The 12,519-nt window shown below is 71.2% G+C and carries 10 protein-coding genes and 1 pseudogene; 3 read left to right on the forward strand and 8 right to left on the reverse strand.

Annotated features, from left to right (window positions below; all coding sequences use genetic code 11):
* Positions 1–252: 252 nt before the first annotated feature.
* Genes CCN56_RS12990 through CCN56_RS13005 form a run of 4 tightly spaced genes read right to left on the reverse strand, consistent with a single transcriptional unit; the run spans position 253 to position 4,134 of the window.
* The gene (locus CCN56_RS12990; RefSeq protein ID WP_086826606.1) at positions 253–1,470 is read right to left on the reverse strand and encodes a M20 family metallopeptidase; all 1,218 of its coding nucleotides are present in this window, start codon (positions 1,468–1,470) and stop codon (positions 253–255) included.
* On the reverse strand, positions 1,467–2,231 hold the full coding sequence (locus CCN56_RS12995) for an amino acid ABC transporter ATP-binding protein (protein ID WP_086826608.1): 765 nt from the start codon (positions 2,229–2,231) through the stop codon (positions 1,467–1,469). Before CCN56_RS12995 ends, CCN56_RS12990 begins: the two co-directional genes overlap by 4 nt.
* Entirely contained in the window at positions 2,228–3,190 is a 963-nt protein-coding gene (locus CCN56_RS13000; protein ID WP_086826610.1) for an amino acid ABC transporter permease, read from the reverse strand. Before CCN56_RS13000 ends, CCN56_RS12995 begins: the two co-directional genes overlap by 4 nt.
* Before the next feature lie 2 nt (positions 3,191–3,192).
* Positions 3,193–4,134 carry an ABC transporter substrate-binding protein gene (locus tag CCN56_RS13005; RefSeq protein WP_179199828.1) on the reverse strand — a complete coding sequence of 314 codons (942 nt, stop codon included), beginning with the start codon at positions 4,132–4,134 and terminating at the stop codon, positions 3,193–3,195.
* Between the two features lie 297 nt (positions 4,135–4,431).
* On the opposite strand from CCN56_RS13005, the gene CCN56_RS13010 reads away from it, so the two are divergent.
* A complete protein-coding gene (locus CCN56_RS13010) occupies positions 4,432–5,856 on the forward strand; it encodes a pre-peptidase C-terminal domain-containing protein (protein ID WP_256961943.1) in 1,425 nt (474 codons plus the stop codon).
* A 102-nt stretch (positions 5,857–5,958) separates the two neighbouring features.
* Here the strand turns inward: CCN56_RS13010 and CCN56_RS13015 are convergent, their stop codons facing one another.
* On the reverse strand, positions 5,959–7,347 hold the full coding sequence (locus CCN56_RS13015; protein WP_086826614.1) for an aspartate ammonia-lyase: 1,389 nt from the start codon (positions 7,345–7,347) through the stop codon (positions 5,959–5,961).
* A gap of 479 nt (positions 7,348–7,826) precedes the next feature.
* Positions 7,827–9,761: a glycosyltransferase family 4 protein gene (locus CCN56_RS13020; protein ID WP_179199829.1), complete on the reverse strand. Its 1,935-nt coding sequence runs from the start codon at positions 9,759–9,761 to the stop codon at positions 7,827–7,829.
* Between the two features lie 375 nt (positions 9,762–10,136).
* On the opposite strand from CCN56_RS13020, the gene CCN56_RS45565 reads away from it, so the two are divergent.
* Positions 10,137–11,540, forward strand: coding sequence for a glycosyltransferase (locus CCN56_RS45565; RefSeq protein ID WP_086826618.1), 1,404 nt, complete (start codon positions 10,137–10,139; stop codon positions 11,538–11,540).
* On the opposite strand, the gene CCN56_RS13030 is transcribed toward CCN56_RS45565, so the two are convergent.
* Complete coding sequence (locus CCN56_RS13030) at positions 11,473–11,844, reverse strand: sigma factor-like helix-turn-helix DNA-binding protein (RefSeq protein WP_086826624.1); 372 nt, start codon at positions 11,842–11,844, stop codon at positions 11,473–11,475. The two genes, CCN56_RS45565 and CCN56_RS13030, sit on opposite strands and share 68 nt — an antisense overlap.
* Between CCN56_RS13030 and CCN56_RS45795 the strand changes: the two are divergent.
* Positions 11,734–12,027, forward strand: a pseudogene (locus CCN56_RS45795) (hypothetical protein); the annotation flags it as partial. The gene CCN56_RS13030 and the pseudogene CCN56_RS45795 overlap by 111 nt on opposite strands.
* Position 12,028: 1 nt before the next feature.
* Here CCN56_RS45795 and CCN56_RS45800 read toward each other — a convergent pair.
* A partial coding sequence (locus tag CCN56_RS45800) for a lycopene cyclase family protein (RefSeq protein ID WP_373412852.1) occupies positions 12,029–12,519 on the reverse strand: 491 nt, incomplete at its 5' end.

A 12,519-nucleotide genomic window follows, 5' to 3' on the forward strand; every position in this document is an offset into this window, starting at 1 on the left:
GAGATCATCAAGCGGGCGGGGCGTCGGCACTCGCGGGGGCGGTCGCGGTGAGGAGGGCCACGACGAGGCCGCCGGCGAGGGCGGCGCGGCGGGCTGGAGCGGAAGGTACGCGCATGATGCCTCCGAACAGGAGAGGGGTCGAGGGGCCCGTGGGTCCGGCTTGCAGGGCGGGGCCCCGGGTCGATCGGGCTGGGTCGCCTTGTGCGCGGGCGGAGAGAAGCGGGCCTCTCTCCGCCGGTGCGCCGGTGCCGTTCAGTGGGTGCTGCTGTCGCCGAGGTCGACGATCAGGCCGGCGAGCATGGCGACACGCTGGGGGACGCTGGTGGTGTCGAGCCACTCCTGGGGCGTGTGGTCCGCGCCTCCCACGGGGCCCAGGCCGTCCAGGACCGGGATTCCCGTTCCGGCGATGAGGTTGGCGTCTCCGACTCCGCCGGTCGCCGCGGCGCCGAGTTCCATCCCGGCCGCGTGTGCGGCGCGGCGCGCGTGGTCGAACATGCGTCGCGAGGCGGGGGTGTCCTCCATCGGCGGACACAGGTCGAGCTGCTCGACCTCCACGGTGACGCCCGGGACGCTCGGGTGGTCGGCGGCTTCCCGGATGGCCCGGGTCACGCGCTGGATGTCGGCCGTCGTGGCGGCGCGGACCTCGATGCGGAGCTCGGCGTGGGGGCAGACGATGTTGGCGCGGGTGCCGGCCCGGACCACCCCGACGTTGACCGTCACGTCGTCCCAGTGGCCGTTGAGGGCCTGCAGGGCGACGGTCAGGTGGGCGGCGGCGAGGGCGGCGTTGGCTCCGCGCTCCGGTTCGATGCCGGCGTGCGCGGCCCGGCCGGTGACCGTGAGGCGGAAGTCCGCGACGCCCTTGCGCGCGATGACCAGGTCGCCGTTCTCCCGGGCGCATTCGAGACCGAGACCGTAGTGCGCGGCTCTGGCGGTGCTCTCGATCAGGGGGCGGCTGGCCGGGGAGCCGATCTCCTCGTCGGGGGTGGCGAGGAAGACGAGTTCGGCGTAGGCGTCCATGCCGCACTCCCCGAGGATCTCCAGCGCGGTGAGGCCCGCGAGCAGCCCGCCCTTGTCGTCGCTGACCCCGGGGCCGTACGCCGTGGAGCCGTCGATGCAGAAGGGGCGGGCGGCGGCGGTGCCGTCCTCGAAGACGGTGTCCATGTGGCCGGCGAGGAGGATCCTGCGGCCTCCTTCCGCCTCGGGGAGGCTGCCGCGTCTGCGCCCGATGAGGGCGTCCCCGGTCCGGTGTCCGTCGGCGGTGGGCGGGAAGCGGACGCGTTCGACGTCGAACCCGATCAGCCGCAGTCGACGCTCGACCCAGTCGGCGACCTTGTCGACGCCTTCGGCGCTGTAGGAACCGGAGTCGATGGAAACCAGCTGCTCCAGGTCGCGCAGGTAGTCGGGGCGGCGCGTCCGAGCCAGGTCGAGGAAGTGCCCGAGCCGGTCCTGCCGGCGGGTGGAGACGCTCACAGGACCTTGGACAGGAAGGCGCGGGTGCGCTCCTGCTCCGGGTCGACGAGCACCTGGCGGGGGTCACCCGCTTCCACGACGACGCCCTCGTCCATGAAGACGGCGGTGTCGCCGACCTCGCGGGCGAAGCCGATCTCGTGGGTGACGACGACCATGGTCATGCCGTCGGCCGCGAGCTGTCGCATCACGTCCAGGACGTCTCCGACGAGCTCGGGGTCGAGGGCGGAGGTCGGCTCGTCGAAGAGCATCAGCTTGGGCCTCATGGCGAGCGCGCGGGCGATCGCCACGCGCTGCTGCTGGCCGCCGGACAGCTGGGCGGGGTAGTGCTGGGCGCGGTCGCCGAGTCCGACTCGTGCCAGCAGTTCCCGCGCCTGCTCACGGGCTTCGTTCTTGGAGACGGACCCGACCTTGACGGGGGCTTCCATGACGTTCTCGACGGCGGTCATGTGCGGGAACAGGTTGAACCGCTGGAAGACCATGCCGATGTCCCGTCGACGTTCGGCGACCTCGCGTTCACGCAGTTCGTGGAGCTTGTCGCCCTGCTGGCGGTAGCCGACGAGCTGTCCGTCGACCGCGAGCCGGCCGCCGTCGATCTTCTCCAGGTGGTTGATGCAGCGCAGGAAGGTGGACTTGCCCGAGCCGGAGGGGCCGAGGAGGCAACAGACCTGGCCGCGTTCCACGGTGAGGTCGATGCCCCTGAGGACCTCCAGTTTCCCGAAGTGCTTGCGTACGCCTTCGGCGTGCACCATGGGGGTGCTCATCGGTTCTGCTCCTTGCTGTTCTTGCCGAGCCGTTCCATGGTTCCGCCGAGGAGGCGCTGGATCGGGGAGACGTGTCCGGCGCGGGTGGTGCCGCGTCCGTAGCGTCGTTCCAGCCACGCCTGGGGCACGCTGAGGAGGGTGACGAGGGCCAGGTACCAGATGCTCGCCACGACCAGCATGGGGATGACCTGGTAGTTCTGGGCGTAGACGTCCTGGATGTTGGACATCAGGTCGTGGGCGGAGATGACCGAGACCAGTGCCGTCATCTTCAGCATGTTGATGGTCTCGTTGCCCATCGGAGGAATGATCACGCGCATGGCCTGGGGCAGCACGATCCGGCGCATGGTGAGCCCGGGCCGCATGCCCAGCGAGTGCGCGGCTTCGGCCTGGCCGGGGTCGACGGACTGGATGCCCGCGCGGACGATCTCGGAGGCGTAGGCGGCCTCGTTGAGGCCCAGGGCGAGCAGGGCCGCGATCGCCGGGGTCAGCAGGCTGTTGGTCTCGGCCTGGAAGAACGTGACGTCGGTGAAGGGGATACCGATCTTCACGTACTTGTAGAGCGCCGCGGCGTATCCCCAGAAGATGATCTGGACGAGCAGCGGGGTGCCGCGGAAGACCCAGACGAAGGCGTTGGCAAGTCCGTACAGCACGGGGCTGGACGAGAGCCGCATGACGGCGATCAGCGTGCCGAGCGCCAGGCCGAGGAGCATGGCGGCGGCCGTCAGCCAGAGGGTGGTGCCCAGACCGTCGAAGATGAGGTCGGCGAAGAGGTAGTCACCGACGACGTCCCAGTGGAGGTTGTCGTTCTTGGCCAGCGATCCGACCAGTCCGACCAGGGCGAGCAGGGAGGCGACCGCAGCGATCCAGCGCCCGTAGTTGCGGAGCGGCACGATCTCCGGATCGCGCTTGCTCGTCGTAGCGGTGGTCGGGTGGTCGGCGGGTGTCTTGACGTCGATCATGCTCAGTCCACCGATGCGTTCTTGGTGGCTTCCTTCACCGCGATCGACGGAACGCCGTACTTGTTGTAGATCTTGGTGAGAGTGCCGTCGTCGATGAGGGCCTGCAGGGCCTTCTGCACGGCGTCCGTCAGCTCGGGCAGCTGCTTGCTCACCGCGATGCCGTTGGGCGAGGCGTTGTAGCCGCCGGGCGCGGCGGGGTCCTCGACCAGGTCGAAGGCCTTGCCCGCGTCGGCGGTCTTGGCGACCCAGCCGGCGGCGGGCTTGGTCAGCACCTGCGCGACGACCTTGCCCGAGCGCAGGGCGAGCTGGGCGTCGGAGTCCTTGGGGAAGGTCTGGATGTCGGTCTTCGCCTTGCCCGCCTTGACGCAGGTGTCCTGGTGGGACTTGAGCAGGTCGAGCTGGTTGGTGGCGGCCTGGACGGCGACCTTGAGGCCGCACAGGTCGTCCAGGTTCTCGATCCCGGAGGGGTTGCCGTCGCCGACGAGGATGCCGGAGCCGGACTGGGAGTAGTCGACGAAGTCGACGACCTTCTGCCGGTCCTTGTTGTCGGTGATGGCGGACATCGCCGCGTCGAACTTGCCGGCCTGGATGGCGGGGACGATCCCGTCGAACTTCTGCGGGGCGAAGGCGAAGGTCACGCCCAGCTTGGCACCGAGCGCCTGGCCGAGGTCGTAGTCCAGTCCGGTCAGCTCGCTCTCCCCCTCCTTCACGTACATCTCGAAGGGCGGGTACGGCACGTCTGTCGCGACGCGGACCTTGCCGGCCTCCTTGATCTTCGCGGGGAGCAGGTCGTGCAGCTTCTGGTCCTTGACGACCTCCACGCCGGCGACGACGGCCTTGCCGGACGGGGCGGCGGCGTCATCGCCTCCGCAGGCGGACAGGGAGACGAGCATGATCGCCGCGGCAGCGGCGGCCGCTACCGGGCGTGCGATACGAGCGTTCATCGCGTGGAACCTCTCGGTGGTTTTCTGCCGACGGAATCCGGCCGTCAGGCACAGCAGAGAAGTTACATAGAGGCGCTCCGATTGACTAGATGTAAGCCTCATTACGTTCACGTAACACGGCTCATCTGACTCCAGAGAAGACCGTTTTAGGCATTTTGATCAGGTAATTCCAGCGCTTGAGCGATCGAGAGCAGCCGAAACAGCCTTACATCTTCCTGCGGAGTCTCGTTACTTGTATGTTCCGCTACCAGCCGCCAGGTCACTGCGGAATCGATCCATCCCTCTCTTGGAGCGCCCATGCCACTCCGTTCACTCCGGTTCGCTTCGACGGCCGCCGTACTCACCGCGACGGCATCGCTGCTGATGGCGCATCAGCCCGCCCATGCCGCGGCCGACAGGATCAGGCTGGGAAGCGCCGCCGACGTCACCAGAAGCGCGTGGAACGGACCCGCCTTCACGATGAACGGCGCCGGCGGCATCGTCACCGCCTCGATGACCCGGGCCATCGACGACATCCGCGGCGGGACCGGGACCCTCGACGTCGTCGTCCTGGCGGGCTCGGCGCCGACCTCCGGGAGCAAGACCCCCGAGTGCGACACGATCACCGCACTCCCCGGAGTCAACTCCTGTACGTCATGGACGCTCACGGCGGCGAGCGACGGCAACAACCCGCAGGTCAACACCGACGTCCGCAACGCCGAGTTCGTCTACTTCGCCGGCGGCGACCAGTGCCGCTACGCCTCCTGGAAGGGGACCGCCCTGGAGGCGTCCGTCGAGGCGGTCGTCGCCAAGGGCGGAGGCTCCGGCGGCGGCAGCGCGGGGCACCACATCAACAGCCCGATCGTCTACGACGCCTGCAGCGGCAGCGTCACCAGCGCCGAGGCACTCGCCAACCCCTATGACCGCTACATCAGCTTCACCACCGGCATGTTCGAGTGGCCGAACTACGGCTCCGTCATCAACGACTCGCACTTCGTCACCCGCGACCGCATGGGCCGGACCATGGCGTTCCTCGCCCGGTCGGTGAAGGGCGGCCTCGCGCCAGGTGGCGCCGCGTGGGGCGTGGGCGTCGAGGAGGGCGGCTCCCTCTACCTCGACCGCGACGGCACGGCCACCCAGTACGGCGAGGACGCCTACGTCGTCCTCGCCGACCACCAGCCCGAGCAGGCCGTCGACAAGAAGCCGCTCACCTACTCCGGCTTCAAGATCTGGCGCCTGACGCCCGGCTCGACCTTCGACTTCAAGAACCGTCCGACGTGCGGCTACTACCTGCGGAGCGTCACGAACGGCGTCGCCGACGCGAACCTCTACAACGGCACGCCGGTGACCGCCTGCGGCAGCCAGGGCGGCGGGGCCGCGCTCGCCGAGAGCGAGCCCAACGACACCCGGGACACCGCCGACGACGCGAGCGGGCTCGCCTCCCCCGCGTCCCTGACCGGCGGCATGGCGTCGGCCGGCGACCGTGACTACTTCAAGCTGTCGGTGAACAGCGGGCAGACCCTCTCGGTGAACTGCGCCGTACCCTCGGCCTACGACGCCGACCTCTATTGGCTCGACGCGAACGGAAGCACCCTGGAGCGGTCCGTCAACGACGGTGCCGGCACGGACGAGTCCCTGTCCTTCACCCGTACCGGTTCCGGTACGGGCACCTACTACCTCGACATGGAGGCCTACAGCGGCTCCGGCTCCGCGACGTACACCTGCACCGTGACGAAGAGCTGAGACGACCGCGTCCTGCGCGGGACCGACCGGATGCGGTCGGGCCCGCGCAGGGCTGCCTGCGGGACCGTACCGCCACCGGCGGGATGGACCCGTACCCGTGCCTCACCTGGGCCGGGCCAGGCGCAGGGGGTCGAGCAGAAGATCGATCCCGTCCTCCGGGAGCGCCCCTTCGCGCACCGCCAGCTCCCGGACGGGAACGCCCGTCGCCCGGCACTCCCGGGCCAGGGCCGTGGCCTGCTGGTACCCGATCACCGGGTTGAGCGCGGTCGCGAGACCGGCACTCTTCTCCACCAGGGCACGCAGGCGTTCCTCGTCGGCCTCGATGCCGACGACACAACGTGCGGCCAGCAGCCGGCATGCCGCGTCGAGGCGATTGACGGAGTTGAGCAGGTGATGGGCCATCAAGGGCTCGAAGGCGTTCAGCTGGAGCTGACCGGCCTGCGCCGCCGCGGAGACGGCGGCATCTGCTCCGATGACGTCGAAGCAGACCTGGTTGACGGCCTCGGGCATCACCGGATTGACCTTTCCCGGCATGATGCTCGATCCCGCCTGCAGCTCCGGCAGCCGTATCTCCCCAAATCCCGCCCCGGGTCCGGAGGCGAGCAGTCTGAGGTCGTTGCAGATCTTGGACAAGCGCAGGGCGAACTGCCTCAAGGATCCCGAGAGCCGGAGGAAACCGCCCACACCCTGGGTGCTTTCGACCAGGTCACGGGCGGCTCGGACCGGGAGGGCCGTGATGGCGCGGAGGTGGTGGACGGCGAGATGGGCGAAGCCGTCATCCGCGTTGAGACCGGTACCGATCGCCGTTCCCCCCAGATTCACCTCCAGCAGGGAATCGGCGGCCAGGCGGATGAAATCGGCGTCGTCCCGCACGGTGAGGGCGAACGCGTCGAATTCCTGGCCCAGCGTCATGGGCACCGCGTCCTGCAGCTGGGTGCGGCCCAGCTTGACCGTCTTTGCGAACGCCCCGCCTCGCTCGACGAAGGCGTCGCACAATACGGTCATACCGTCCAGCAGGTTCCCCGCGGCGGAATGGAGGGCGAGTTTGACGGCGGTGGGGTACACGTCATTGGTGCTCTGGGAACGGTTCACGTCGTCATGGGGATGCAGGTGCTCGTAGTCGCCGCGCACGTGCCCCAGAAGCTCCAGGGCGCGATTGGCGATGACCTCGTTGGCGTTCATGTTCGCCGACGTGCCCGCCCCGCCCTGGAGGACATCGACGACGAACTGGTCCAGCAGCCGCCCCGCGCGAATCTCCCGGCAAGCGGCCACAACGGCGCGCGCCCTCTCCTCGGGAAGGGTGCCGAGGTCGAGGTGGGCGAGTGCGGCCGCCTCTTTCACCGCAGCAAGCGCCGCGACGAGCTCGGGATGCACTGCGAGAGGCAGGCCCGTGAGGGGGAAGTTCTCCAGCGCGCGAAGCGTGTGGATGCCCCAGTAGACGTCCTCCCTGACCTCCCGCATGCCGATCAAGTCCTTCTCCTCGAGGCGCATCCTCGCTCCTTCACCCTCGACACCCCGGCCTCTGCCGTACGACCTAGAGTTTCATGCATTACAGAAAGACCACGCAAGAGGCAATTTGAATCGCCTGTTACTTCCCTGGGTGGACACCATGGCACGGGCGGGCAGCAGCAACCCCGGACTCCCGGCAGCGTTGAGTGTCCGGAGGAAGTCCGCGATCGTGCCGAGTTGCTCGGTCGAACGGGTCACGTGCGGTCTCGGTGGCTCGTGCGAAGGCCACGGGACCGTCGGCGGATGCTGAGGGATCCATGATCACGGCGAGCGCATGGGTGCCCGTGGTACGCGGTCCCTGCTGATGGACGAAGGCCAGGGTGGCGCGGTTCAGCGCGCGGTTCAGCGCGCGGTTCAGCGCGCGGTTCAGCGCGCGGTTCAGCGCGCGGTTCAGCGCGCGGTTCAGCGCGCGCAGCGGGACGGCGCAGGTAAACAGCTCCCCACCCTCCTCCCGGTCCGGGTCAGGGTGCGCACACGGGTACGGCCGGGGCAGCGAACACGCGGCTCCCGTCGGTCGTGTGCGCGCGGGCCGCCGCGACCGCGGCGTAGTGCTCGGCCAGCGTCCCGGCCATGGCGGCGGACGAGAACGTGGTACGGACCAGCGCCTGGGCCCGGATGGCCATCACCGAGGCCGACTCGGTGTCGACGGCGAGCAGGCGGACCAGTCCGTCGCAGAGTGTCTCCACGCGGGAGGTGTCGATCAGGAGCCCGTTGTGGCCGTCGACCAGGTAGTGCGGTACGCCTCCGCGGAGCGGGCCCGCCGCGAGCAGCCCCGCCTCCATGGCTTCGAGGAGCCCGAGGCCGAACTCCTCCTTGGAACTGGCGCACACGTAACGCGCGGGGGACCGTCGCGCCGGATCGGCCAGGCTCCGTTCGAGCATCCGGACCTCCGCGTTGGAGAGGGCGGGCAGAAGCACCAGGCGTCGTCGTGCCTCGGGGCAGGCGCGGAGCGCGTCCTCGACACGTGCGCGCATCGCGCGTTCGACGGGGTCGCCGGCGTGCGGGCTGCCGCCGACAAGGACCAGAACCGCACGCCGATGGCACCCGGAGCCGACCCAGGAACGGACCAGGAGGTCCTGCTGCTTGACCGGGTGGAGCCGTCCCACGCTGAGCAGCACCGCCGGAGTGCCGCCGTCCGCGGGCTTCGGGGTGGCCGCGACGGCAGCGTCGATCCTCCGGAGGAGCTCCGCGCGCCTCGCCGCCTCCTGAGGGGGCGGCAGGTACGGGGGGATGCCCTCCGGGGGCGCGCTCGGCACGCCCTCGCCGTTCCGGTCCAGCAGTCGCGGGAAGTACCCGAGCAGTTCCGTCGCCCCGCCGTCCCGGCCCGCAATGCCCATCACGCGGTCGGCGCGCTCCACCAGCCGGTCCGCGACGAACACCCGGTGCAGGTCGTCTCGGAGGGCCGTCTCGTCGGCCGCGGGGGTGTCGTACCGCTCGGTCAGCTGCCGGTGCGGGTCCGGGGTGGCCGTGAAGACGGTGCGCGTCCCGGCCCTGCGGGCGGCCTCGGCGAGGGCGAGCGAGCCGTCGTCCGCGTAGCGGACGTGCAGGACGTCGACCGGCGTGGCCAGCGAGGCGAAGAGTGCGGTGGCCCACCAGGCCATGGCCTCCCGGTGCCTCCCGAACTCGTCGGGGCGGAGCTGGTTCTCGCTGTCCACCGGGACCCTGAGGACCCAGTGTCCCGGGGCTCGCCGCCGCAGCAGTACGGGGTCGTCCTCCAGCTCCGGCGTGCAGGCCGTGACGACGGTGAGCACGCGGGCGACGGGCTCGGTGCCCGCGAGGGCGTCCCCGAGGGAGCTGAGGAGGACGCCGAGGCCGCCGCTCATGCCTTCGCCCGGACGGTCGAGGCGCCCCAGCAGCATGGACTGGGCGACGACGATGCCGTGGCGCGGCTCGTCCCGCACCCGGTCGGCCGAAGGGCCCCGGCCGAGCAGGGTGAGGAGCGTCCGCTCGTACGCGTCCCCGGCCCCGCGGACGTCGGGTATGAGGGACTGCCCGCCCGTCGCGGAGAGGAGACGCCACGCGGCGTGCCGCGTCCGGCGGCCGGGCGCGCTCGCAGCAGCGCGGAGCTCCGTGCGGGTGAGGGGGCGCAGCGCGGCTGCCGCGGCGAGGTCCAGCATCGCCGCGACCGCTTCCTCCGAGGTGGCCCCCGTCCGGAGACCGACGCTCAGGGCGGCCTCCGCCCTCGTCGGGCCGAACTGCCGGACGACGTCATGCCACGCGTCGAAGACGGCGGCTCGCGTGTGGTCGCAGCCGTCGAGCAGCCGGACGCACTCGGCCGGCGTCGGAACGCCTCCCGTACGCACCAGCCGCCTCAGCCGCGCCAGCACGAGGTCACGGGGCGTCGCGAAGACCGCGGGGCCCGTCGCGGAGTCGCCTCCCCGGTACTCGGCGCGCACCAGTTCCGCGAACAGGTGCGGTGTGCCCCGCCAGCCAGGAGCGTTGCCGGTCAGGGGCGCTCGCCAATGCGCTGCGCGGACGGCCAGGAAGGGTTCAGACGGTTCGGGATGGTTCGTGAGGGTTCCGAATGGTTCGGACGCGAGCGTACGCGGGCCGGCACGCAGGGGATGGTGACCTGCGGGCAGCGCGCGATCCCGGGCGGTGTGGGAGCGGTTCATCGCTTCTCCTCGTCGACGACGGTCGGCGCGCAGTTCTTCGGCGACGATCCGGGTGCCGGATGCAGGAGCCGTGATCACGGGGGGCGACGGGGTCACCGCTCCGTCCTGCCTGGTGCCGGCGCATCCGACCGGTCCGGGAGCGGCGAACAGCTCGACATGGAGTCATCAACCGTCACCCGGGGGCGCGCACCACGCGTGGTCGTCGTCAGCCCTCCCTTCGCCTCCCATGCACAGCCGCTCTCCGTGCTGGCCGGGGCGCTGGCCCGCGAGGGCGCCGAGGTGGTCCTCGCCTCCGGTCCGTCCTTCGAGGAGTTCGCGGCCCGTGCCGGTGTGGCGTTCGTGCCGCTGACCGTGACGCGGAACGCGAACACCGGAGTGGCGCGCAGTACCCGGCAGGCGCCCGGAGAGGCCGAGCGTCTGGAGGAGTTCCTCGACTCCACGCGGCGCGGGCCGGTGTCCGCGCTGCTCACGCAGACCCGTCACCGCGGCCGGGACATGCTGTCAGATCCCGAAGGGACGCTGGACGCGCTCCGCGCCCTGAACGCGCGGCTGCGCCCGGACTGGTACGTCGTCGACCAGTTGAGCTACCCCGTCACCCTCGCTCTGCACTGCCTGGGCCTGCGCTACGCAACGTTCTGCCCAGGCCATCCCACGTACGTCCCCTCCTCCGACGACGTGCCGTTCGGTGTGCCCTACGCGTGGCCACGGGAGATCCGGCCCCGGGAGGATCAGCTCGCGGAGCTGCGCGCGGCGGCGGAAACCGTGGAGACGGCGTTCACCCGGCGCTTCGCGGACATGGCGCGCGTCCACGCCCCGGAGGCCCGGCCCACGGGCCGCGCCTTCGCGCTGGCCTCCCCGTACGCCGTGGCGTTCACCTACCCGGAGTTCCCGTGGCTGCCGGGCCACCCGGAGAACGGGCCGTCGCTCCTCTACGGAGGGCACTGCGTGCCCGACGCCGAGCCGGAGCCGGGCCCGGAGTGGGAGGATGTGGTGCGGCGGCTCAGGGCCAGGCACGACCGCCTGGTGCTGATCGCCCTCGGGACGTTCCTCTCCGCCCGTGACGACGTCCTCGCGCTGATCGTGAAGGGGCTGCGCGCCCACGTCCCCGGGGCGGCCGCGGTGGTGGCGGCGGGCGACCGGGCGGCGGCCCTGTCCACGCTCGCGGGGCCCGGCGTCCACGTGGACGCGACGGTGCCGCAGCGGTGGCTGCTGGGGAAGGTGGACGCGATGGTGCACCACGGCGGGAACAACTCCTTCACGGAGTGTCTGGCCTCCGGCGTGCCCGCCCTCGTCCTGCCCTTCTCCAGCGACCAGTTCGCCATCGCCCACGACGCCGAGCGGGCCGGTGTCGCCCAGTGCGTCGCCCCTTCCCGGCTGGACGAGCGCTCGGCCGGGCAGGCCCTGCGGCGGCTGCTCGACGAACCGCCCCCGGGTATCGGCCGGTGGTCCCGGTGGGTCGGGCGCCGGGGTCCGGCCTGGACGGCACGCGGGCTCATCCGGGAGATGTCCGGGACCGATGGCGTACGTTCCGCCGCGCCGTCGGCCCCGCGCGTTCGGTGACGAGGAGGGCGAGCGCTCGCGGTGCCCTCCTGGTGTGGCTCTTGACCGCGCCGAGCGGCAGACCCAGGCGCCGCGCGATCTCCGGCTGGGTGAGACCCGGGTAGGAGGCGAGGAAGAGGATCTCGCGGCGGTCGGCCGGGAGAGCGGCCGTGTGTCTGTGGGGGGGGCGATGCCGAGGCGTTCGACGGCACGCGTGGAGGCGTCGGGTCTCTCCGGGGCCGGGCTCTGCGTCAGACGGCGGGCTCCTTCGCGGTGTCGGGGAGAACCCGGGCCGGGGCCGGGTGTACCTGCTCGCCGCGTCCAGGGGGACCGTGACCTGCTGCGGTGGAGCAAACCGACCGGTTGCCGCGACCCGCGCGTCACCGACGCGCTGCGCGCTGCCGCGGCTCTCACCCAGGACGTGTACCGCGAGGCGGAACCGGGCGTCGACCTGCTCGATCCGGTGTCGGCGCCGTGTGTGCGCACGGCCCTCGTCCTGTACCGGGAGATCATGACGGTGATCGAGAAGGAGGAGTACACGGTGCTGCACCGGCGGGCGGGGCTCGGCGCGCGGCAGCGCGGCAGGAGGCGATGGCGCCGTCGGGCCCGTCGGCGACGCCCTCCGCGGCGGCCTCGATGCGCACCAGTGCGGCGAGCCGCGGCCGGACATCCCGGGTGAACGACTCGGAGGTGAGCGTCTTGTGGCGCAGTGCGCCCAGGTCGCACGGGACCGGACACCCGTCACTCCCGTGGAGCCGTACCCGGCGCCAGGAGGCCGTGAGCCAGGCATCGTACTCACCGGGTCCCCGCTCCCGGTGGCACCAGGTACGCGGTAGGGGTCGAAGCCGGGCCGGGGACGCGTCGACGAGGACGGCGGAGGGGGCGGCTCCGCGCGGCGGGCATAGGAGCCGCCAGGCCAGGGACAGCACCGCTGCCCCTGCTCCGATGATGGCGATGTCGCAGCGCACCGGGCCTGTCTCCTCTCGTCGTCCGGGAAGAG

Origin of the sequence: Streptomyces sp. NRRL B-24572 (assembly GCF_002156145.1) — a bacterium.
Taxonomy (GTDB): Bacteria; Actinomycetota; Actinomycetes; order Streptomycetales; family Streptomycetaceae; genus Streptomyces; species Streptomyces vietnamensis.